This is a genomic window from Marinobacter sp. F3R11, from assembly GCF_003318275.1.
Classification (GTDB): domain Bacteria; phylum Pseudomonadota; class Gammaproteobacteria; order Pseudomonadales; family Oleiphilaceae; genus Marinobacter.
The window spans coordinates 248757-271273 of record NZ_QOCH01000015.1 but is presented as its reverse complement, the minus strand read 5'-3'; the positions used below and the strand labels follow the sequence as shown (position 1 = coordinate 271273).

The 22517-nt window shown below is 53.5% G+C and carries 24 protein-coding genes; 13 read left to right on the top strand and 11 right to left on the bottom strand.

The genetic code is table 11. From position 1 onward, the window contains the following. Positions 1 to 144: 144 nt before the first annotated feature. From DS878_RS09630 to DS878_RS09620, 3 genes are read left to right on the top strand one after another with little or no spacing between them, the layout of a single operon-like run. On the top strand, positions 145 to 882 hold the full coding sequence (locus DS878_RS09630) for an AzlC family ABC transporter permease (RefSeq protein WP_113815757.1): 738 nt from the start codon (positions 145 to 147) through the stop codon (positions 880 to 882). Next, positions 879 to 1190, top strand: coding sequence for an AzlD family protein (locus DS878_RS09625; RefSeq protein ID WP_113815756.1), 312 nt, complete (start codon positions 879 to 881; stop codon positions 1188 to 1190). Before DS878_RS09630 ends, DS878_RS09625 begins: the two co-directional genes overlap by 4 nt. Positions 1191 to 1217: 27 nt before the next feature. After that, positions 1218 to 2606, top strand: a complete 1389-nt coding sequence (locus tag DS878_RS09620) for a hypothetical protein (RefSeq protein WP_261977729.1) — start codon at positions 1218 to 1220, stop codon at positions 2604 to 2606. Between the two features lie 7 nt (positions 2607 to 2613). Here DS878_RS09620 and DS878_RS09615 read toward each other — a convergent pair whose 3' ends face one another. Genes DS878_RS09615 through DS878_RS09605 form a run of 3 tightly spaced genes read right to left on the bottom strand, consistent with a single transcriptional unit; the run spans position 2614 to position 5141 of the window. After that, entirely contained in the window at positions 2614 to 3534 is a 921-nt protein-coding gene (locus DS878_RS09615) for a hypothetical protein (RefSeq protein ID WP_148707076.1), read from the bottom strand. 31 nt (positions 3535 to 3565) lie between these two features. After that, a complete protein-coding gene (locus DS878_RS09610) occupies positions 3566 to 4732 on the bottom strand; it encodes a GNAT family N-acetyltransferase (protein ID WP_113815754.1) in 1167 nt (388 codons plus the stop codon). A gap of 58 nt (positions 4733 to 4790) precedes the next feature. After that, entirely contained in the window at positions 4791 to 5141 is a 351-nt protein-coding gene (locus tag DS878_RS09605) for a Spy/CpxP family protein refolding chaperone (protein WP_113815753.1), read from the bottom strand. Positions 5142 to 5359: 218 nt separating this feature from the next. On the opposite strand from DS878_RS09605, the gene DS878_RS09600 reads away from it, so the two are divergent. The 6 genes from DS878_RS09600 to DS878_RS09575 all read left to right on the top strand — a co-directional run bounded on the left by DS878_RS09600 (position 5360) and on the right by DS878_RS09575 (position 10427). Further along, complete coding sequence (locus tag DS878_RS09600; protein WP_113815752.1) at positions 5360 to 6046, top strand: response regulator transcription factor; 687 nt, start codon at positions 5360 to 5362, stop codon at positions 6044 to 6046. Continuing rightward, positions 6043 to 7359 carry a sensor histidine kinase gene (locus DS878_RS09595; protein WP_113815751.1) on the top strand — a complete coding sequence of 439 codons (1317 nt, stop codon included), beginning with the start codon at positions 6043 to 6045 and terminating at the stop codon, positions 7357 to 7359. The genes DS878_RS09600 and DS878_RS09595 overlap by 4 nt, the downstream gene beginning before the upstream one ends. A gap of 20 nt (positions 7360 to 7379) precedes the next feature. Further along, complete coding sequence (locus tag DS878_RS09590) at positions 7380 to 7985, top strand: YigZ family protein (RefSeq protein ID WP_113815750.1); 606 nt, start codon at positions 7380 to 7382, stop codon at positions 7983 to 7985. Between the two features lie 75 nt (positions 7986 to 8060). Beyond that, positions 8061 to 8591: a DUF4136 domain-containing protein gene (locus DS878_RS09585; protein ID WP_113815749.1), complete on the top strand. Its 531-nt coding sequence runs from the start codon at positions 8061 to 8063 to the stop codon at positions 8589 to 8591. 76 nt (positions 8592 to 8667) lie between these two features. Beyond that, a complete protein-coding gene (locus DS878_RS09580) occupies positions 8668 to 9024 on the top strand; it encodes a translation initiation factor Sui1 (RefSeq protein WP_113815748.1) in 357 nt (118 codons plus the stop codon). A 143-nt stretch (positions 9025 to 9167) separates the two neighbouring features. After that, complete coding sequence (locus tag DS878_RS09575; protein ID WP_113815747.1) at positions 9168 to 10427, top strand: D-amino acid dehydrogenase; 1260 nt, start codon at positions 9168 to 9170, stop codon at positions 10425 to 10427. A gap of 58 nt (positions 10428 to 10485) precedes the next feature. Here DS878_RS09575 and DS878_RS09570 read toward each other — a convergent pair whose 3' ends face one another. The 8 genes from DS878_RS09570 to DS878_RS15475 all read right to left on the bottom strand — a co-directional run bounded on the left by DS878_RS09570 (position 10486) and on the right by DS878_RS15475 (position 18655). Further along, entirely contained in the window at positions 10486 to 12129 is a 1644-nt protein-coding gene (locus tag DS878_RS09570) for a fatty acid--CoA ligase (protein WP_113815746.1), read from the bottom strand. A 130-nt stretch (positions 12130 to 12259) separates the two neighbouring features. Next, on the bottom strand, positions 12260 to 12592 hold the full coding sequence (locus DS878_RS09565) for a Na+/H+ antiporter subunit G (RefSeq protein ID WP_113815745.1): 333 nt from the start codon (positions 12590 to 12592) through the stop codon (positions 12260 to 12262). Between the two features lie 54 nt (positions 12593 to 12646). Further along, complete coding sequence (locus DS878_RS09560) at positions 12647 to 12916, bottom strand: K+/H+ antiporter subunit F (RefSeq protein ID WP_113815744.1); 270 nt, start codon at positions 12914 to 12916, stop codon at positions 12647 to 12649. Further along, positions 12913 to 13401 carry a Na+/H+ antiporter subunit E gene (locus DS878_RS09555; RefSeq protein WP_113815743.1) on the bottom strand — a complete coding sequence of 163 codons (489 nt, stop codon included), beginning with the start codon at positions 13399 to 13401 and terminating at the stop codon, positions 12913 to 12915. The genes DS878_RS09560 and DS878_RS09555 overlap by 4 nt, the downstream gene beginning before the upstream one ends. Beyond that, a complete protein-coding gene (locus DS878_RS09550) occupies positions 13401 to 14939 on the bottom strand; it encodes a monovalent cation/H+ antiporter subunit D (RefSeq protein ID WP_113815742.1) in 1539 nt (512 codons plus the stop codon). The genes DS878_RS09555 and DS878_RS09550 overlap by 1 nt, the downstream gene beginning before the upstream one ends. Further along, positions 14936 to 15307, bottom strand: coding sequence for a Na+/H+ antiporter subunit C (locus tag DS878_RS09545; RefSeq protein ID WP_113815741.1), 372 nt, complete (start codon positions 15305 to 15307; stop codon positions 14936 to 14938). Before DS878_RS09545 ends, DS878_RS09550 begins: the two co-directional genes overlap by 4 nt. Then, entirely contained in the window at positions 15307 to 18108 is a 2802-nt protein-coding gene (locus tag DS878_RS09540) for a monovalent cation/H+ antiporter subunit A (RefSeq protein ID WP_113815740.1), read from the bottom strand. Before DS878_RS09540 ends, DS878_RS09545 begins: the two co-directional genes overlap by 1 nt. Positions 18109 to 18490: 382 nt before the next feature. Further along, positions 18491 to 18655, bottom strand: coding sequence for a hypothetical protein (locus DS878_RS15475; RefSeq protein ID WP_187298775.1), 165 nt, complete (start codon positions 18653 to 18655; stop codon positions 18491 to 18493). Positions 18656 to 18866: 211 nt separating this feature from the next. Between DS878_RS15475 and DS878_RS09530 the strand changes: the two genes are divergently transcribed. From DS878_RS09530 to DS878_RS09515, 4 genes are all read left to right on the top strand, one after another. Further along, positions 18867 to 20669, top strand: coding sequence for an acyl-CoA dehydrogenase (locus DS878_RS09530; RefSeq protein WP_113815738.1), 1803 nt, complete (start codon positions 18867 to 18869; stop codon positions 20667 to 20669). After that, positions 20639 to 21451, top strand: a complete 813-nt coding sequence (locus tag DS878_RS09525) for a crotonase/enoyl-CoA hydratase family protein (protein ID WP_261977726.1) — start codon at positions 20639 to 20641, stop codon at positions 21449 to 21451. Before DS878_RS09530 ends, DS878_RS09525 begins: the two co-directional genes overlap by 31 nt. Positions 21452 to 21641: 190 nt before the next feature. Next, positions 21642 to 21899, top strand: a complete 258-nt coding sequence (locus DS878_RS09520; protein ID WP_113815736.1) for a hypothetical protein — start codon at positions 21642 to 21644, stop codon at positions 21897 to 21899. Between the two features lie 90 nt (positions 21900 to 21989). After that, on the top strand, positions 21990 to 22283 hold the full coding sequence (locus DS878_RS09515) for a hypothetical protein (protein WP_113815735.1): 294 nt from the start codon (positions 21990 to 21992) through the stop codon (positions 22281 to 22283). Positions 22284 to 22517: the final 234 nt, after the last annotated feature.

Genomic DNA, 22517 nt, shown 5'->3' with positions numbered 1-22517 from the left:
CTCCAGGTTTGATGTAGCTCAAGATCCGAACAGGTTATAGATAAATACTACCCCCATAGTTACAGGTCGCCGAATCAGATTAACAACTCAGATTGGTGGAAACTACTTATACGCGCGCCCGGAAAATTTCCTTAGCTTGCGTAGATGACAAACACCACCTATCCCTACCAGTTTCAGCCCGCGAAAGTTCGTTCAGAATTTGTCCGGATGTTTCCTATTTCATTATTTGTAGTGGCATTCGGTGCTGCATTTGGCCTTGCAGCCGTACAGAAAGGGCTGGGGCCTCTTGAATCCCTGCTCATGAGCACCCTGGTATTTGCCGGAGCTTCGCAGTTTGCCGCCATTGATATGTGGGGGGCGGAAGTCTCGGTTATCCCCGTCATGATCGTGGTATTTGCTATCAACTCCCGCCATCTTCTTATGGGCGCCTCGCTTTATCCCATGCTCAAAGATGTTTCTCCCGGAAAACGCTACGGCCTTCTCCTGTTTCTTACTGATGCTAACTGGGCTGTATCTGCTCAGGAATACCAGGGGGGCAGGCGCAACCTTGAGGTGATTCTGGGCGGAGGACTGGTGCTCTGGCTTGCATGGATTGTGGGCACCTGGCTGGGCGTTTATTTCGGTGGTTTTTTGCAGAATCCGAAAAGCCTTGGAATGGATATGGTGCTGGGCTGCTTTCTGCTTTCCATGGCGCTCGGAGGAAAGAAAAATCCCCGGGTGCTGGTTGCCTGGACTCTGGCTGCGTTTGCTTCCCTGGCGGCGTGGAAATGGCTGCCTGCCAATACCCATGTGGTAGCGGGTGCCCTTGCCGGTGGTGTGGTCGGGTTCTTCTGGCTTGAAAAAAAGCCGGATGACGCCGGCGCCGGGGAGAAAGCTGCATGACCATCGAAACCAACACGGTGGGTGTTCTTGCCCTGATCCTGATTATGACACTGGTTACTCTGGTAACCCGGTTTGGTGGCGTTTTTGTTATGTCCTTTGTGAAGATAAGCCCTCGTATTGAGAGCTTTATCAACACCATGGCCAGCTCTGTGCTTATCGCTATCATCGTACCCATGGCATTCAGCGGTGATGCGGGTGCGGTTGCGGCCCTGTCGGTTACTGCCGGCACAATGCTGATTATCAGGAAACCATTGCCATCCATAGCTGCGGGTATTCTTGCGGCTGGGCTTGTCCGGTATCTGTTTTAGTTATTGGGGGTAGCTGGCGGAGAGACAGTGTGTGCGGAAAACTCTCAAGTTTGCTTCCTGCTGGCCGATATGCGGGTATTGAGCCGAGGTATCGAGAGGCAGGCCCGCACCATGATTGTGTCCAGTCAGATTTCTTTTCTTCAGGGGAATTCCCGGCAGGTTACAGGTTTCGACCAGAGCCAGTTGCGGATTAACCAGCAGCAATTGTCTGGCACCGGGACAGAAGGCCAGGGAAATGGCTCACAGTTGAATATCGCCCGCGATGCTGCTTACCGATACAGTAGCCAGGAACAGCTCGGGTTCAGCAGTTCCGGCACTGTAAGCGGTGGTGACCGTAATGCGGCGTTTTCCAGCGCCGAGCTGGTGGAGAAAACCTCTGAGCTGTTTCTTCGTGGCCAACAGGCCATCAGCGTAGGCCGCGCTGCCCTGGGTGGTGAGTCCGGTTCTCACGCAAGCGGCAGTATATCCGTTGAGGCGAGCCGCTACATGTTCTATTCCGAGAGCGAAACCCGTTCATTCGCGTCGAGTGGAAGCATTACGCTGGAGAATGGTGAAACCATTGATTTCACACTCTCCCTGCGTCAGTCCCAATCCCGGAGTTACGAGTACTCTGAAAATCTTCGTATTGAAGAACGTCCGATGACTGACCCTCTGGTTATCAACTTTGGCAGCTCGACGGCGCGGCTTACAGATACGTTGTTCGAGTTTGATCTTGATGGCGATGGAGAAACCGGTCAGTTCGCAACCCTTGGCAGCGGCAGTGGTTATCTTGTCTTCGACCGCAATGGAAACGGCGAAGTGGATGATGGCACCGAATTGTTCGGGCCCCAGAGTGGTTCCGGTTTTGGCGAATTAGCCAGGTTTGATGACGATGGTAATCAGTGGATCGATAGCAACGACGAGGTGTTTTCATCGCTCTCCGTGTGGGTGCAGACTGCCGGTGGTTCGCAGGCGCTGAAGACCCTGGGAGAGGTTGGGGTCCAGGCTCTGTATGTAGGCAGCGCTGAAGACAGTTTCACATTAACGAATCATCAGGGTATACCCCTGGGGCAGGTTCAGGCTTCAGGCATATACCTGACCGTCGACGGTGAGGTGCGTACCCTGGAAGAGATTACTCTGGCTGAGCAACACCCTGAGCAGGTGTTATCCGCAGAACAGTCCCCCGAAGGCAATGGTAGCGGAAGCGGCGGGTTACTGGATGCCCGGACTGAGGCAATCCGTGATGCGCTGACAAAGCTCAATGAGATCCGGGAAAAACAAAAGGCGTTTATTGAAGAAACCAAAGAGTCTGGAAAATCAGAGTCGCCGCTGGATAAATATATGAGCATCATCGACCGGTTGCGGCTCGAACTGTTGAGCAGCCAGGATGAGAAAATGCAGGCTGCGAGCCGGTACCTTGAGTTTGCGAGGGTATGATCCAAAGCTACACGGCAATGGTACCCGGGGGTGCTGCCCGCTTCATATTCCAAAGGCGCTTGAGCTCTTTTACAAACTTCTTGTCTCCACCGGACTCCGATGAGACCCATAGCTCGAATTCGTTGCCATAAACATCCGATATCGTGATGACAGTATCTTCAAGCAAGGATGTTGACCACTTCACATCTACTCTTTCAATGTCTTCATACGCCGCAAAAGCGCTGTAGACGATACCGTCTTCCGGATCCATCCCGTAGGAGGTGACATAGTCCTCGCTTATAAACTGCCCATCTTCCTTGATCGACAGTACGCCGCCGGAATAGAAGTAAATGATATCTTCATCTTCCGCCAGAATTTCCTGATTGCGTAAATAGCGCAAGTCACGCTCCCATAATGAATCGCCGGTAACCACCATTGTGCTTGGGAAGAAACCGATACTGAGCAGTATGGAAAACACCATTATTGGCCCACCGATCAGATAAGCCACAAAGTTAAGCGGTTTGTGCCCTGCACGCTTTTTCACCTCTGGCCGGGCGCCGTTAATTTTTGATATTGCGAAAACGGCGGGCAACATGGGCACAAAGGTAAAGATAGAAAGAAGCCAGTATGGATCGGGAGCCTTCCAGATATAGCTTAAAATAAGCAGGCCGATAGCCAGCACAACCATGTATGCTTTGTTGCTGATGCCCTCTGGTGCATGATTGCGGGCGAGGTCAGAGAGAAAGGCGTAATACCAGAAAGGGTAAAACACAGACCTCCAGACGGGCCGGATTCCGGAACCGTCGCGGGTCTTGATGTATTGCCAGTTCTTGTAGCTCCAATAAAACTCGTACAAACCCAGGGTGCAGATCGACATCAAGCAGAATTTCCACGGCGTTACCGGGAAGTAGCAATAGTAATCCTTAAGTTCTGCCTCGGTGTTGTTCATTTCAGTCCTTGTATGGCTTGGCCGGTCATTATCAGGCTCCGTCATTATTCCGGAACGGAAGCGCCGTTTTGGCGTCCTCATAGTAATTCATAACCTGATCTGCCTCTTCCTGTGTAAACGCTTCAATAGCCTCCCGAAACCCCGGGTGGGCGATTCCATGCCATGAATGCGTCAGCTCTGGCTCAAAGCCCCGCACCAGTTTGTGTTCTCCCTGAGCGCCGGCGTCAAAGGTCTGAAGTCCCAGTTCAATGGCTAATTCTATTCCCTGGTAATAGCAGGTTTCAAAGTGCAGGTGGTTGTACTCTTCAAGGCACCCCCAGTAGCGGCCGTAGAGAGTCTTGCCGCCGCTCAGAAACAGAGCGCCCGCAATCATTTCACCATTTTTCAGCGCCATGATCACGTGCAAGTGGTCGGGCATTGTCTCCCGAAGTTGCTCAAAGAACTCCTGGGTCAGATAAGGACGTTGCCCGCGCTTCAGATAGGTGGCCTGATAAAAAACATAGAAAGCAGCAAGAACATGGTCGGGAATCTCCCGGCCATGAAAGCGTGTGAAACTGATGTTCTGCTCTGCCACCAGACGGCGCTCTTTGCGTATGGATTTGCGTTTGCGGGAGGTGAGTTGGCTCAGGAAGTCGTCGAAGCCTTCGTATTGGCGATTGTGCCAGTGGAACTGACAGCCAATCCGGTGCAGTTGTTCTTCGCGTTGTAACAGCTTCTGATCCACTGCATCAGGAAACAGAAGGTGCCAGGAGTGTGCGCCAAGACGCGAGATCAGAGAGTCCAGAAGATCATGAATCTGATGGGCGTTCAGTGCACTGCGTAACGCTGGATCAAGCAGCAGCCTCGGCCCTTGCGAGGGTGTAAAAGGGACGGCGATCAGCAGCTTCGGATAATAATCCAGGCCATAACGCTGGTAAGCGTCTGCCCAGGACCAGTCGAAGACATATTCTCCCCTGGAATGGGTTTTCAGGTAGGCGGGTGCAATTCCGGCAATCTGGCCGTTCAGGCGAAATAAAATGTGGCTGGGATTCCATCCGGTTGCTTTGCTGGTGCAGCGGGAGGTTTCCAGTGCTGTGAAAAATTCATGCCGGAGAAACGGATTGTCGATGCCAGCCAGCCGTGTCCATGTTTCCCGGGGGATATCGGATACGGACTGGCAGGTATCGAGGGTTATGATCGATTCTTCGGTTTCTGACATACAGGTACGGACTCCTTGATGGCTCCCGTTACCTTACGTCAAAAAAACCGAATCGTGATCACTCTGGTGCCATATCGCAGCGCTTTTTCATCTTTTCCATCATTTTTTCCATGCGCTTTTCGTGTTGCTGGCGTCTTTCTTCGTGAATCTCATTCCAGATTTCGCGCTGATCGTCGTTTAACTTCAGGCGATTGGCCATGGCTTCCTCGCGCTCGGCCATCTTTTTCTCGCGTTCGGCATTATTAAAGGGACCTTTGCCTTCACGCAGGTGTTCGCACATTTCCTTCTTGTCATGGGGGCCGTCGCCGCGATGATGTGAATGATCGTCGGCAAACACCGCCGGGCTGGCAGCAAGGAGGGTCGAGGCCAGAAGGCCGGCTGCAATGATAGAAGTTTTACGTTTGCTCATGATAATTCCTTATACAGTTGAGTAGCTGCTTGGCCGGTTTCGGCATAAGCATGATTCGCCCCCATAGTACTGCGAGTCTTGGTAAAGGAGCGTCAAGGGCATGTAAAGGTTCTGCAAAGAACACTTGCGTGGCGCCGGCAGGTTGCAGGGGGCGTGTTAAACTGCGGGCAGATACATATTGTATACACCTATTGAGTAAACCCGGGTAGAGACAAACAATGCAGAACAGAGTCTTGCTGGTAGAAGATGACGACGAGCTTCGTGAATTGCTCGCCCGCTATTTAGGCGGCCAGGGATTCACCGTACGCGAAGCAGCCAATGGTAAAGATGGCCTGGCGCTGGCTCTTGGGCAGCACTGCGATATTGTCGTCCTGGACATCATGCTGCCGGACATTAACGGCCTTGAGGTATTGCGTGAATTGCGTGCAGAAACCCACCTGCCGGTGGTGTTGCTGACTGCGCGGGGTGACGAAACAGATCGCATTGTGGGATTCGAAGTGGGTGCAGACGACTATATTCCGAAACCCTGCAACCCACGGGAACTCGTCGCCCGGCTTCAGGCAATTCTGCGTCGGGTCGCCTGGGACCAGAAAACGGATGTGAAGGCCGAGAGACATTATGGGGATTTGCGTGTGGAGCCTGACCACCGGCGTATATATCACCATGGTGAACCCCTGGATCTGACTGCCACCGAGTACGAAATTCTTCAGGTACTGCTGGCCCACGCTGGTAGTGTTGTGCGTAAAACGGACCTTATGCAATGGGCGCTGGGGCGCCGCCTTGAGGCCTTTGACCGCACGCTGGACATGCATATCAGCAATCTCCGAAAGAAACTGGGCAACGATGATCCTCCCAGAATTGAGACGGTGCGGGGGCTGGGCTACAGCTACAGGGTGCCAGAATGAAGCGCCGGCTGATGGTTCCGTTATTCTGGAGGATATTCCTCCTGATCTGGCTGGCCATGGCTGTAACCGTGGTTGTGAGCAGTCTTGTCTCCCAGGTGCTGCTGGATCGTGAGCGAGCCGGGATCGAACGCCAGCTTGAATTACGGGATCTCGGACTTGAGGTTGCGGCCATCAGAGATAGCCGCGGACGCCGGGAGGCGTACAAGTTTCTCAGTGCTCAGGGGGACGAGCTGGGTCTGCACCTGATGATGATCACGGCTGACGAAAATGAGCGTTTACCACCGGCTATTCGTTCACGAATTGAATCAGGCTGGTATCGGCAGAAGCCTGCAATTGTTGATCTGGACGGCGGATACCGCCTGATCGCCTGGCCTAAAATGAACGGAGAGGGCTGGCTGGAACCCCGGGTTTTCAAGTATATAGAGATGGGGTTTGCATTTGTTCTGATTACTCTCGCATGCTGGTTGATTGCACGTTTTGTGTCACGGCCCATGAGGCACATGGAAAGCACCGCACGGGCCATAGCCAGTGGTAATACAGAATTACGGGTCAACGAGGGTATAGCTGCACGCCGGGATGAAGTGGGGCAGCTGGCAACGGCATTTAATGCGATGACCGATCAGCTTTGCAACCTGCTGGAACGGCAGAAACACCTGTTGAGAGACATTTCCCACGATCTCAGAACGCCTCTGGCGCGTCAGCGAATTGCTATTGAGCTTGCCAGTGAGGGTGGTGTTGAAGACGAACTGATGGCCAGTATACTCCGTCAGAATGAGCGCCTCGAAACCATGACCGGGCAGATACTGACCTTGTACCGGGTAATCGAACAGGGTGGGGACATTGCCCGGGAGCCAATACGGCCGCTGGAATTGCTGAATCATGTATTACGGGATGCCGCAGATTATGCGGAACACCAGCGTGTGGATTGCAAGCTGCGTTCAACGCCTGAAAGCTCCGGAGTATCCGTGCTTGGCGATGCCGGCCTGTTGCAGCGGGCGTTTGACAATATCCTGCAGAATGCTCTGGATCACACTCCACCGGGTAAGGCAGTTCATGTTTCGCTGGCACTGTCCCCAGGCTGGATAGCTCTTACTTTTGCGGATGAAGGTCCGGGTGTTGCGGACGACATTCTCGAACATCTTTTCGAGCCGTTTTTCCGGGCGGATAAATCCCGTGGGGGGCAGGGCTGGGGGCTCGGTCTTGCGATTTCCAGGGATATCATCCTGGCTCATGACGGCGAAATCGCTGCAAACAATGGCGAAACGGGTGGCTTGCAGATCCAGGTCCGGCTCCCGGTGTTCGCCATCGACTAACGATAACCTCAGGCGAGTCCATGAAAAAAGATTACCCGGTACCAGCCGGCTATCTGGAGCGGGAAACAGAAGTAAAGAAAAGCCGCTTTATTGCCCGGGTTGTCCCTGTGGCTGACCGGGAGGGGGTAAAAGACTGGGTGGAAAAGGCGCATCAGGATCATCCCGATGCACGGCATATATGCTGGGCCTACCAGATCGGGCGCCCCGGCTCTGCAGCGGAAGCGGGAATGAACGATGACGGCGAGCCTTCAGGAACTGCGGGCAAGCCCATCCTCAGCGTGATTCAGCACAAGGATATGGGCGATGTTCTGGTCATGGTGATCCGCTATTTCGGTGGCATCAAACTTGGTGCCGGTGGTCTTGTAAGGGCCTATGCCGGTGCTGCTGAGAGTGTGCTTTCGGAAGTAGACAGGGTTTTCCATAAACCGCTCAATCCGGCAAACGTAACCATGGGGTTTGCAGGTGAACAGCCGCTGCGGCACTGGTGTGACGTTCACGGGGCTGAGCTGGATTCGGTTAACTATGGCGTTGATGTAAGTGCACGCGTTCTTGTTCCCGAAGACCACGCAGAAGCCTTTTGTGCTTTTTGTGATGCGCACAAAATGGATTACAGTTTTGAAAAATGACCCGGCGATATCGCATCGGGTAACCGTCTTTTGCGTATACTGGTACCAGAACGCTATAAAACCAAGGAGTATGCAATGGCTCGTCTTCTGATGGCAGCTCTGGTGACACTGGCAATGAGTGGCTGCGCCAGTAATGTGGTAACTGACTATAATTCCGCCGTGGCCTTTGATGACTATTCCTCCTGGGCCTTTGCGCCAGATTCCGGCAGCTCCTCGTTTGTGAGTCTGGATGGACATCGCGTTCAGAATGCCGTTGAGCGAGAGATGAACGGCAAAGCTATGGACAAGGTTGATGTGTCGGACGCAGATCTTCTGGTGAGTTGGCAAATTGTGGAAGAGGATCGCCTTGAGCAGTCTGGCGTCGGGCTTGGCTTTGGCTTTGGTACAGGTAACTTTGGCTGGGGGCTTTCTGCACCACCTCCCGTGCGCGAAGTTAAGGAAGGGAAACTGGTAATTGAACTGGTCGACAAAGGCTCTGAAAAAGTTGTCTGGCGCGCGGCCAGCCGCCGTTACCTGAATGAAAGCCAGTCTCCGGAAACCCGGAGCAAGCTGGTTGACGAGGTGGTCACTGAGATGTTCACCAAGTACCCTCCCGATAAGGACTGAACAAAGCTCCCGGCTCATACAGACCTAAGGTTATTGTGGTGTTCAGGTCCTTCAGGCCTGATATTACGGAGGATAAATGGCAAAACGATCGTCAGGCGGGCTGGTCTTTTCAACCGAGCAGGGGCGTATGTGTCCTGAGTGCCGTAACCCGGTCGCCGACTGTACCTGCGGCAAGGCCCGGCGGTCAGAGGGTGACGGCATTGTTCGGGTCGGTCGGGAAACCAAGGGGCGCAAGGGCAAAGGCGTAACACTGGTAACCGGCATACCTATGGATGAGAAAGAACTTAAAGCCTACGCCAAAGAGCTCAAAGCAAAATGTGGTACGGGTGGCACAGTAAAAGAGGGAGTGGTTGAAATTCAGGGAGATCAGCGAGACATTCTTGTGCCGCTTCTTGAGCAAAAAGGCTGGGTTGTAAAACGCTCAGGTGGCTGATGGTATAAGTCACAGGTGCTGTAGCCTCAGGCTACAATCAGACACGCGAACAGATATATCCTTTTCTGAATACTGACCAGAGCCCGGCTGGAATCCCCTGAATCATTTTCAGCGTTGCGGGCTCTCTTTGAGCGGAGTCAAGTATGCATATTCTGGTTTTGGGTGCAGGGGTTGTTGGTACAACCACCGCCTGGTTTTTACAAAAGCAGGGCCATCAGGTAACGGTTATTGACCGACAGAGTCAGGCCGGCCTGGAAACCAGTTATGCAAATGGTGGTCAGATCTCCGTCTCCCATGCAGAGCCCTGGGCTAACGCTGCTGCACCTTTGAAAGTGCTCAAATGGTTGTTCCGGGCGGATGCACCTCTACTGTTCCGCCCCAGGCTCGATCCGGCCCAGTGGCGATGGGCATTGTCTTTCCTTGCCCAATGTACGTCGGCGAAAGCTGCTCACAATATCCGTCAGATGGTTAATCTCGGCACATACAGTCGCAGCCAGTTGCAGGCGTTGCGCGAGGAAGCCGGGCTGGAATATGACCAGATGGAAAAGGGCATTCTGCATTTCTATACCAATCCGGCTGAGTTTGATGCGGCACTTGAGCCAACCCGGATTATGTGTGATCTCGGGTGTGAGCGACAGGTAATTGATGCCAGCAGGGCGGTGGAGCTGGAGCCAGCGCTCAAGCATATCCAGCACAAAATAGCGGGGGCAACCTACACTGCGGAAGATGAATCCGGTGATGCCCGCAAGTTTACCCAGGCACTTGCCCGACGATGTGAGGAAGCGGGTGTTGAGTTCTGTTATGGCACGGATGTGCTTGGTTTTGAACACGCCGGTGAACGTGTTCTCGGTATACAGGTTCTTAAGGCCGGCCACCATGAAACCATGCGGGCAGATGCTTATGTGCTTAGCCTTGGAAGCTTCAGTGCGGTGCTTGCCCGGCAACTCGGGCTGTTTTTGAATATCTATCCGGCAAAAGGTTACTCAATAACTGTACCGGTAAAGAATAAAGAAGCTGCGTTCAGTGTCAGCCTGACAGATGATGAGTACAAACTGGTGTATTCCCGGCTTGGTGACCGTATCCGGGTGGCAGGCACAGCTGAGTTGAGTGGATACAGTCGTAACCTCAATTACACTCGCTGTCGTTCCATTGTACGCAGAGCTGCAGAAATCATGCCGGAGGCCGGGTATTGGGATCAGGCAGAGTTCTGGACGGGGTTGCGTCCTACTACGCCGTCCAATGTGCCCTACGTGGGGAAAAGTCATTTTGCCAATCTCTACCTGAATACCGGACACGGTACTCTTGGCTGGACTCACTCCTGTGGTTCAGCGGCCGCCCTGGCCGATATTGTTGCAGGCAGAAAGCCCGAAGTGGATTTCACGTTTTCGGACGGGAGATTATAGGGTCAAAACAAAAATGGCCCGCAGGAAACCCGCGGGCCATTTGGGGTATTACTTCTGATTACTGTAACTGATCACGAATCAGTTTTTTGTTGATCTTACCTACACTTGTTTTCGGTATGTCTTCAACAAAATCGATCTGGGTAGGTATTGCCCATTTATTGATATCGCCGCTATCCACATATTGCTGCAGGTGGTTCTGTATATCTTTCAGGTTTATCTGTTCGCCCGGCTTGAGGGTGACCAGAGCATAGGGACGTTCACCCCACTTCTCATCAGGAATGCCCACAACAGCCGTCGCGGCTACCGCCGGGTGTTGGCTGATCAGGTTTTCCAGATCAAGAGATGACAGCCATTCACCGCCCGTCTTGATCACGTCTTTGATACGGTCCTTGATGGTGAGCGTGTTGTCTGGCTCCATGGAAGCAACGTCGCCCGTATGCAGCCAGCCACCTTCCCAGAGCTCTTCTCCTTTAGCCGGCTCCTTGTAGTAGCTCTGAGTGAGCCAGGGTGCCCGCGCAACAACCTCGCCCTTGGCTTCTCCGTCGTGTGCCACCGGGTTACCGGATGGGTCAACAATCTCGAGTTCCACCATGGGCACAGCTACGCCGGTTTTGATTCTCTTGGCGGTTTGCTGTTCCAGTGGCAGTTCAAGGTCTTCCGGTTTTAGATAGGTTGCGCTGAGCAGCGGGCAGGTTTCTGACATGCCATACCCTGTGTACATGCGAATCCCGAGTTTCGCCCCTGCATTACACAGGGATTCGGTTAAAGCGCTGCCACCAATCAGAACGTGCCAGCTGCTAAGATCCGCTGTTTTGATGGATTCGGTGCCCATCATCATCTGCATGATGGTTGGAACACAATGGGAGAGGGTCACCTTGTGTTCCTTGATCAGATCAACCAGTAACTCCGGCTCATAGCGGCCAGGATAAACCTGTTTGATGCCCATCATGGTGGCTGCGTAGGGGACGCCCCAGGCGTGAACGTGGAACATTGGTGTAACCGGCATGTAGACCGACGACGAGCGGAGTAGCGGCACTTCATCATAGGCTGCAAGTGAGCCGCACATAGCCAGAGTGTGCAGTACAAGTTGACGGTGGCTGAAGAAAACGCCCTTCGGATTACCGGTGGTACCGGTTGTGTAAAAAGTCGTCGCAACGCTGTTCTCATCGAAATCCGGGAAGTCGAATCTGGTCGCAGCGGCAGCAAGAAGAGCTTCGTACTCTCCGGCGGTGTCGATTGTTGTATCTGCCGGCGATTGTTCATCGGTGAGCTGAATATAGGTTTTGACGGTTTCAATCTCGTCCCGGACACCCTCCAGGATGGGAATGAAATCGTCGTGCACCAGTACCACGTCGTCTTCAGCGTGATTCATGGTGTAAACAATCTGCTCCGGTGACAGCCGCACATTTACGGTATGCAGTACAGCGCCCATCATCGGAACTGCAAAAAAGCACTCAAGATAACGGGGAGTATCCCAGTCCATAACCGCGACTGTGTCACCTGGTTTTACGCCGGCGTCTTTGAGTGCATTAGCGAGGCGGTGAATACGCTCTACAAGGTCGGTATAAGTGTACTTGCTTCGGTTAGCAAAAATAATTTCCTGACCGGGAGAATATCTTGGCCCCGAAAGCAGCAACTGTTTGATCAGAAGAGGGTACTGATAGGCATTGTCGGCGGCAGGTAAAATTCGTGTCTGTACCATGTATGGAATCCTCTTTCCTGTTTTATAGTGTTATCTGAGACCCTGGCTCAATCTGACATACAACGAGAAAAACCGAAAGTATGCTGCTTGTCGTTGTTAACGTCCGATAAGATCCCGGATCTTGCGTCAGCTACTGTTCCCAGGGTTTACCTTTGGTATCTTTCGTGGTCTGTACGCCGATGTGCATGGCCGCTTTGGCCAGCATGTTGGCGCTCACCGGTGCGGTCATCAGCAGAAAGACCGTGATCAGTATTTCGGAAATGCCGATTTTCTCGCCAATGGCACTGAAGTAGATAACCGAGCTCAGCATGATGGAACCCACTCCGACGGTGGTTGCCTTGGTTGGTCCATGCAGCCGGGTATAGAAATCCGGCAAGCGGGCCAGACCTATGGCGCCTATCAGAGTAAATGCACCACCAAAAAGCAGCAGAGCGGAGATGGCATATTCTGCAAGCGTGCTCATGAGTTGTCTCCTTTGCGCATGGGCTGGAACCGGCTTCCGTGATGGCTGAGGTCGTTATTCAATGACACTACCCCGCTTCAGGTACTTTGCCATGGCAACGGTGCTGACAAACCCCATCACTGCAATCAGCAGGGCAGACTCAAGATACATGCGCGTGCTCAAAGTGATTCCCAGTAAAATAATCAGAGCAATAGCATTGATGTTGAGTGTATCTATCGCCAGAACCCGGTCTGGCTCATCCGGCCCCTTGACCAGGCGATATACATTGAGCAGGGCGGCAAGGATCACCATGGCGATGGTGAGATTCAGAGCAATGGTAATCATTGGAACATCTCCATCAACGGCTTCTCATAGCGGTTGTAAATGGCATCAATAACTTCCTGATCATCAGTGGCATCCAGCGCGTGGATCAGTAAGGTCTTGTTGTCGTCGCTGACATCGGCACTCACAGTTCCTGGCGTTAGTGAGATGGTGCTGGCGAGAATGGATATGGCCAAAGGGTGTTCAAGTTTCAAAGGGTAGCAAACGAACGCCGGGCGAGGAGGGCGCGGACTGAGTATAAGCCAGGCCACTGAAAAGCTTGCCACCACAATATCCATCAGGACTCGCAGTATATAAGCCGGCATGCGCCAGGTTTTTACGAAAGCGGGGCGCTCAGGCCAGAACCCGTGAGTGATCTGGGGGATCAGCCAGGCGAGGAACAGGCCGAGAGCGATGCTGCCACCGGACAGGCCATCGCTGAGGATCTGCCAGGTAAGGAAGAGAATCAGGCTTAGCCAGGGCTGAGGAAAACTCAGGCGATCAAACATCAGTTTATCTCCCCTACTATCGGATTCTGCGGCACATGTACGGGAGTCTGCAGAATATTGATGTATCCATGGTTATCATACAATTGCTCAGCAGTGGCGCGAGTGTAGTCACTCAAAGGCTCTGCCAGTACAACGATCACCATGGTCAGGCAGGTAAGGATGCCGGTTGATATGGCCATTTTGTTGTTAATTGGCCCCGGCGATTCTACGTAGCCGTCTACGTTCCTCCAGAAAACAATACTGCCGGCCCGGCTGTATGCGATAAGCGTAATGAAGCTTCCAACCATGAGTACGCCCCACAGCCAGGCCATTTCTACACCTGGTTCAACGGACTGAAGAATAAGCAGCTTACCGAAAAAACCACTGAGGGGCGGCAGGCCGGCTGCGGCTACTGCACCAATGAGGAACAACACGCTCAGGAATGTCCGGTAGTGCATCTTCGGCGCAGGAACAATGTTATCTGCAGCCAGGCCCCTCTGGCTTGCTACCAACTCGGACACGAGAAACAAGGCTGCGACCGTCCAGGTAGTGCTGACCAGATAGAACAGGGCTGCCGAAAGACCAGCCACGGAGCCAAGTGCGATAGGTGCAAGCAGTGTCCCTACGGAAATAATAACCTGCCAGGCTACAAGTGTTTTCAGGTTGTTGGCGCCAAGAGCTCCGATAACGCCCATGCTCAGGGTTATCAAGGCCAGGGGGAAGAGCCAGTCCATCCCCAGGTTCGCCAGCTCTCCGGCACCTTCACCAAAGATCAGCGGGAAAACTCTTACGATGGCGTAAATCCCCACCTTGGTCATAACCGCGAAAAGAGCCGCAACAGGGGCGGTTGCTTTTGCATAGGCTTTGGGCAGCCAGAAACACAGGGGAAGAATTGCGGCTTTCAGGCCGAAAACTACCAGAAGCATCATGCCGCCGGCCTTAACAAGGTTGACGTTACTGCCAGATACCTGTGGGATTTTTACAGCCAGATCCGCCATGTTCAGTGTGCCTGTGGCACTGTAAATCATGCCAACACCAATCAGGAACAGTGCTGAGCCCACCAGGTTCAGAACGACATAGTGGAGGCCGGGAACGGTTCGCGCGGTGCCGCCGCCATGCATGAGTAGCCCATACGACGCGATAAGAAGAACTTCAAAGGCTACGAACAGGTTGAACAGATCGCCAGTCAGAAAGGCGATATTCAGCCCCATCAACTGGAACAGGAAAAGAGTGTGGAACTGCCTGTTGCCCTCATCGGCGCCACCACTGGCGTAGATATGACAGAACAATCCGAGAATTGCTGTCAGTACCAGCATCAGTGCGGCTAGCCGGTCAAGAACCAGAACAATGCCGAAGGGCGGTTGCCAGTTACCAAACCCATAGATGCGGTAACTGTCATCACTGGCGAGCACCAGCAGTACAACCGCAGACACCAGCATCAGCACGGTGGTGGCGATAGCCAGAGTCCGGCGCAGGCCAATGGGCGCATAGCCCATGAAGACCTGAAGAATGCCGCCGAGCAGCGGTATCAGAATCGGAGCAATAAGCCAGTGAGTCATTTACTGGTTACCTCCTGTTCCTGTTCTTCTGAAGTGGGCGATGTGTTTTCATGCTGGCCGTCCACATGGTCGTTTTCGTTGTCGGCCAGGTTACGCAGGGCCAGAACCACCAGGAAGGCTGTCATGGCAAAGCCAATAACAATCGCCGTGAGTACCAGTGCCTGGGGCAATGGATCAGAATAACTGGCTGAGGTTCCTATGACTGGTTGTTGGCCGGTCGCCAGACGCCCGGTAGCGAACAGAAACAGGTTTACGCCGTATGAGAGCAGAGTCAGCCCCATAACCACGGGGAAGGTACGGGCGCGCAGCAACAGATAAACGCCGGATGCCGTCAAGGCACCGATAACCAGTGCAAATAGCAGTTCCATTACACGCCCTCCTTTTGGCTCTTGATGGCAGAGTGAGGCGAGAGTCGGCCAATGCTGACAAGTGCCAGCAGGGTGGCACCAATCACTGCCAGGTAAACGCCCAGATCAAATACCATGGCCGAGGCAACTTCGAATTTGCCTACAACCGGCCAGGTAATATAGCCAAATGCTGATGTCAGGAAGGGATAGCCGAAGGCCAGGCTGCCGGCGCCGGCAATGGTCGCAAACAACAGACCGAGACCAATAACGTTATGGTAGCGGAACGGAATGCGATCCTGAGTCCAGATCATGCCGCTGGCAATGTACTGAAGAATCAGTGCGACGGAGGTAATCAGGCCTGCAATAAAACCGCCGCCCGGAAGGTTGTGTCCGCGCAGGAAAATATAGGCAGATACCATAAGCGCCAGTGGCAGCATGGGCCGGGCAATCTGCCTGAGCATTAGCGGGTAATGATCCCGTGTCCACGCATGGCCCAGACCATCTCCCGGGGGAGGGGTCAGAGCCGTGTTCTTGAGCATCGAGTAAATGCCAAGCGCGGCTATAGCCAGTACGGTAATTTCGCCCAATGTATCGAAGCCCCGGAAGTCGACCAGGATCACGTTGACCACATTGGTTCCGCCGCCGCCCGGTTTGCTGTTCTCCAGGAAGAATTCAGAAATGGTACTGAACGGCTGGGTGAGCATGGTCAGGGTGATCAGGGTCATCCCGCTACCCGCCACAAGAGCGATCAGTATATCGCGGAAACGTTGCGGCCCTGAGCTCTCCATAGGTGTCCAGGATGGCATGTAATAGAGCGCAAGCATCAGAAGAACAATGGTGACAACTTCTACCGAGAGCTGCGTCATGGCCAGGTCCGGTGCGGAGAAGCGGGCAAATGCCAGCGCTACTATCAGGCCGACAACACTCAGCAGTACCAGAGCAAAAAACCGCTCCCTGTGCCAGACGACCGTTGCCAGCGCAGCAATGATTAGTACGCCGGCAGCAAACGCAGTGGGCCAGTCAACGGGGCTTAACCCGTTCTCTCCGATATAAAAGCCGTTACCAGCCAGGGGCAGGGCGGTGACTGCGATGACGCTCAGCACCAGAAGTATGGCGTAACGCTGCAGAGAGCCATTCTCAACCCACCCCGTAAAGCGGTTTGCGAGACTAACGACCTTTGATACCACGGCCTCAAACACCGCTTTTTCATCCACTTCCCGGAAGCGGGCGTGGAAAGCGAAAAAACGCCGGCGCTGGCTGTACATGAGCAGGCCGCCGAAAAAGGCCATAAAACTCATCAGCAGGGGCAGATTAAAGCCATGAATAACCGCCAGCTGATAATCAGGTACATTGCCGCCCAGAGTTGCAGATGCAGCTGAATACAGCAGCGGGCCTACGGACACAGTGGGGAATACGCCCACCATAATGCAGGCAAACACGAGAATTTCCACCGGGATTTTCATGTAACGGGGTGGTTCATGGGGCGGATATTTAGGCAGATCCACAGGTTTGCCGTTGAAGAAAACGTCGTGAATGAATCGGGCCGAGTAGGCGACCGCAAAGATACCCGCCAGAGTAGCAACAACCGGTGGAAGCCAGGCCCAGAGCCCGGGGAGATTGAGCTGCAGGGATTCGGCAAAGAACATCTCCTTGCTGAGGAAGCCGTTCAGCAGAGGGACACCGGCCATGGAGGAGGCGGCAACCATGGCCAGAGTGGCTGTGTGCGGCATGTAGCGCCAAAGCCCGTTGATCCGGCGCATATCCCGGGTGCCGGTTTCATGGTCAATGATACCCGCTGCCATGAACAGTGATGCTTTGAAAGTGGCATGGTTTATCACGTGGAATATCGCCGCGACGGCCGCCAACTGGGTCCCCATACCCAGAAGCAGGGTGATCAGGCCCAAATGACTGACGGTTGAATACGCGAGCAGCCCTTTGAGGTCATGCTTGAACATGGCGATATAAGCGCCCAGCAGCAAGGTTGCCATGCCGGTAAAACTGACCATGTAGAACCATTGCTCAGTTCCTGCCAGCGCAGGATAAAGGCGCGCCATCAGAAATATACCAGCCTTGACCATAGTGGCAGAGTGCAGGTAAGCAGAGATCGGCGTGGGTGCCTGCATGGCGTGGGGCAGCCAGAAGTGAAACGGGAACTGAGCGGATTTTGTGAAGGCTCCGAGCAAAATCAGGGTCAGTGCAACAGGGTAAAGAGCGTGGGCTTTTATCTGATCTCCCGCGGCGAGCACATCATCCAGTTCAAAACTCCCGACAATATTGCCGATGAGCAGAATGCCCGCCAGCAGGGCCAGACCGCCGCCGCCAGTTACCGCCAGGGCCATCCGGGCACCGCGGCGCGCGTCCTGTTTGTGAGTCCAGAAACTGATCAGCAGGAATGAGGTCAGGCTTGTGAGCTCCCAGAAAATGAGCATCAGCAACAGGTTGCCAGAGAGGACTATGCCCAGCATGGATCCTTTGAAGCACAGAAGCAGGGAGTAGAACTTGGCGACATTCTCTTTCGCTTTCAGGTAATAGTGGGCATAGAGAATAATCAGGAGGCCGATGATCAGTATCAGCAGGGCGAACAGCAGGGCCAGTCCATCGAGCCGGAAACTGAAAGATAATCCGAGGACAGGAAGCCACTCATAGCTGTGCAGTACGGTGCCGCCAGCTGAAAGGACAGACCAGTGTGGAAACAGCGCTGCCAGTGCAATCAGCGCAGGAACAGATGATGCTATTGCAATAGCGGTTCGCCCACCCTGGGCAAACAGGGGCGCGGCTATGGCGCCGAGAAAGGGCAGTAGTACAACCAGCGGTAGCGACATCGCAACCTCGTTAGCGGCTTTCTTTTTTATGAATGGATATGGCGTATAAGCCTGAGTCTAGTCCTCGCTCAGTCACCTTGCATAAGTCGCAACCAGGCGGTCATGGAGGATGACAGCAGTTGGGTCAGCGAGAGGCCGGCGGGTCTGGAAAATACGGTAAACGCCCGCGATGCCGCGCGATGTCAGCGGTAATAGGGGGGCGGTTGCTTTGCATGCAGCCGAAGGACCTGACGGTCATGGTTGCTCCGTTAGTAAAACCTGGAAACTGATGATACGTGCCGGGGCTCGCAGGTCAAGTCAACTTGCGATGAATCAAGTGCAAATGTGATAGTGAGAAGTGACGCGACGGGGCACTATGAGGCAATTATATGCAGTTTTATTGTCATCGGGCCGATTTAAGCGCTTTGAAAATAGCCTCAGCTTCAGCCTCCAGTACCTGATTTCTCAGGCTGTGGCCCTGGTGGCTGGCCTGCTTTATCTGTTCAAGCTTCATGTTGTACAGACGGTTAAGCACTTCAAACTGTGTTTGTTGAGCTGATGTGTTCATGGACTTCTCTCCCATATGACACCTGTCAGTATATTTTACGGAAACATCCGGACAGTGGCCCTTTGGACAATATGATGCATAACCCGGGCCAGAAGAGAGCTGGCAGATTTTGTCATGGGTATGTCACAAACGCCGGTTCCCACGAAAACCCGGTTATGAGAGCCTGTACGCAACCAGAAATGCTCCAGCCAGCCACAAGGAAGCTGCATAAATGACCGATACTCTGATTGATCGCCGCGATCTGGCGTTCCAGCTCTACGAAGTTCTTGATACCGAAAGTCTGACAAGCCGTGCCCGCTTCAGCGAACACAGTCGCGATACCTTTGATGCTGTCATTGAAACTGCTGATAAAATGGCCCGTGAGAAGTTTGCCAGCCATAACAGCTCAGCCGATAAAGACGAGCCCAGATTCGTTAATGGCCAGGTAGAAATGCTGCCTGAAGTGAAGCAGGCGTTTGATGCATACGCCGAAGCGGGTTTTATCGCAGGTCGCTATGACTATGAGCTGGGGGGTATGCAGCTTCCTGAATCCGTGATGGCAGCCTGTAATGGCTTCTTCACCGCTGCTAATCCGGGTACCGCAGGCTATCCTTTTCTGACCACCGCTGCTGCCAATCTTATTCGTGTTTTCGGGAATGACACTCAGAAAGCCCGCTTCCTGCCCAACATGCTCAGTGGTCGTTATTCCGGAACCATGGCCCTGACTGAACCCCATGCCGGGTCATCGCTGGCAGATATCCGCACCTCTGCTACACCAACCGATGATGGTCACTATCTGATCAAAGGTGCGAAAATTTACATCTCCGGTGGTGAACAGAGCATTACTGAAAACATCGTTCATATGGTGCTGGCCAAAATCAAAGGCGCTCCGGCCGGTGTAAAGGGAATCTCCCTGTTCATCGTTCCCAAGTTCCGCGTAGACAGCGACGGTAATCCGGTGGACCGCAACGGCGTCAGTCTTGCCGGTTTGATTCACAAACTCGGTTATCGCGGTACTACTTCCACAGCGCTTAGTTTCGGTGACGATGCGCCCTGCCATGGCTATCTGGTGGGCGAGCCCCATCAGGGTTTGAAATACATGTTCCAGATGATGAACGAAGCCCGGGTTGGTGTTGGCTTTGGTGCGGCAGTGATCGGCTATCGCGGATATATGCATAGCCTGGAATACGCAAAAGACCGGTTGCAAGGCCGCAAGGCTTCCGAGAAGAACCCGGAAAGCCCTCAGGTGCCGATTATTGAACACGCCGATGTACGCCGGATGCTGTTGGCCCAAAAAGCCTACAGCGAAGGTGGCCTGGCTCTATGCCTCTATGGTGCCAGGCTGATGGATGATCAGCACACCCACCCGGATGAACAAAAGCGCAAAGAAGTTGGCAAGCTGCTCGATCTGCTTACGCCGATCATCAAGACCTGGCCTTCCGAGCATGGCCCGAAAGCCAATGACCTGGCTATTCAGGTATACGGTGGTGCCGGTTACACCCGGGAATACCCGGTGGAACAATGCTGGCGCGACAACCGGCTGAACCCTATCCACGAAGGCACCACCGGCATTCAGGGACTGGATCTGCTGGGCCGCAAGATCTGGCAGGATCAAAGCCATGGCTTGCAACTGCTGATGCAGGAGATGCAGGTGGATCTGGAGGCGGCGAGGACCAATCGCTGTCAGCAATGGGCCTTGTCCCTGAGCGAGACCTTGCAGCAGGCTGTTAAAGTTACCCAGAGTCTGGGTAAATCCCTGATGAGCGGTGAAGTGGATAAAACCCTTGCCAATGCGTCCTGCTATTTACATTTGTTCGGCCACATCATCGTAGCCTGGATGTGGTTGCGCCAGGCCAATGCGGCCGCCCGGGCGCTCGCTTCGGCAAATAGCGATGAAGAACGCAATTTCTATCAGGGCAAGCTGCAGGCTGCCCAGTATTTCTTCCATTGGGAGTTGCCAACAGTGGCGCAGGATTTAGTGCTGTTGCGGAATATGGATGACACTTGTCTGAACATGAAGGCGGAGTGGTTCTGATGGCATTGGTAAATCTTGAAAAGAAAGGACATATCCTGCTCATCGGGCTGAATCGCCCGGATAAAATGAATGCCATGAACCGGGCCATGTACCACGAAATCGCAGCTGCCTATTATCAGCTGGAGCATGATGATGATGATTTGAGAGTGGGCCTGATGTATGCGGAGGGTGCCCACTTTACCAGTGGTTTGCAGTTGGACGATTGGGCAGAGGTGTTCGCAAAAGGTAAGGGTATAGAGCCGGGTGAAGGCGAGCTGGATCCGTTCCATATAACCGGCGATGGTCTCGGTAAACCAGTGGTCTTTGCTGCTCAAGGCATCTGTTTCACCTGCGGTGTCGAGATGATGCTGAACACAGACGTCCGTGTAGCGGCTAAAGGCACCCGCTTTGCACAGCTGGAAGTCAAACGCGGCATCTTCGCCTGTGGTGGAGCTACTATTCGCCTGCAGCGTGAAATCGGCTGGGGTAACGCACAGCGTTATCTGCTGACAGGCGACGAATGGACGGCAGAGCAGGCCTATGACTGGGGTCTGATACAGGAATTGGTTGAGCCGGGCCAACAGTTCAGCGCAGCTCTGGAGATTGCGGAGAAGATAGCCAGTGCCGCACCACTGGGTGTGCAAGGTAGTCTGAGATCGTCAAAAATTGCTGTAAGCGAAGGCCAGGAAGCGGCCAAGCAACGGTTGTTTCCGGATTTGCAACCGGTGATGGCAAGCGAAGATGTTAAAGAAGGTATTCAGTCATTCCTGGAAAGACGAGACGCAGTCTTCAAAGGAAGATAAGGCCAGTCACCCGAACTCCACGCTGCCGAATGCCCCCTTATAGGCTCCTCGGCAGCATTGTCTGAATGCTTCCCCATAAGCTCTGCCTCTGAAGACTGGTACAAAATGATAAAAAGCAATTAATTGGCAGAGTCCCGGGATCTGGGCCAGACTTCCAGAGCAAAACAATAAATATAAGGGTGAACAGGTCATGACAGCTCCGAATACTTCGTTTTCTGCAGCTCCCGGCGAGGTCCTTGAGAAGCTTCGGGAATATGTGTCCAGTGCGCAGCTTCTGGAGGTTGTGTACCGCGATGGCGCAGGGCAGGTCTGTATGGCTCATGATGTAGTGCGTGATGTCTTCAGCCGGGCCGGGCAGGATTTTGTTCTTCTCGGTCGCGGTGTCATGTTGCCGTTTGACCGGGTGCTGATGCTTGATGGCCAGAGGATTTCTGGAGAGGCCGGTTAAATAAAAGGTAATCGGCAGGTAATTGTGTGGCACCGGACATGGCCGTACCCTGTGCACGGTTACACACGTTTACCAACAGAGGGATATGTTATGAACAAGTTAACTCTCAGCGCACTTCTTATGTTTTTGACTTTGGGGCTCGCTGCCTGCAGCTCCGAAGATAATGAGGGAGCCGATTTTGATAAGGCCGCTGATAACGCAAAAGAAATGATGGACGATGCCGGCAATTCGATTGAAGAGACCTATGAAGAAGCCACCGGCCAGGACGAAGGCGTAATGGGTGAAATGAAAGAAGGTATTGAAAACGCCGGCGAAGAAATGGGCGACGCTGCTGAGGATGCGGGCGACGCTATGGAAGAAGGTTATGATGAAATAACCAAATAAGCTTCTCTGGTTTTACCTCCCGGATGAGGGCAGCCATGATTCGGTCAGGCTGCCCTTTTTATTTCGTGGGAATCAGAACAGCCATATTACGGAAAACTCGGATCAGCCAGCGTAGAAGAATGTGGCCAAATCTACGCCGGCATAAGTATTAACCACTATGTCTTTTTAGTGTCTCTACACTGTCATGTTTCTCGTCAACACTGTCCTCTCGGAAACACACCCGTTTGTTAAGAA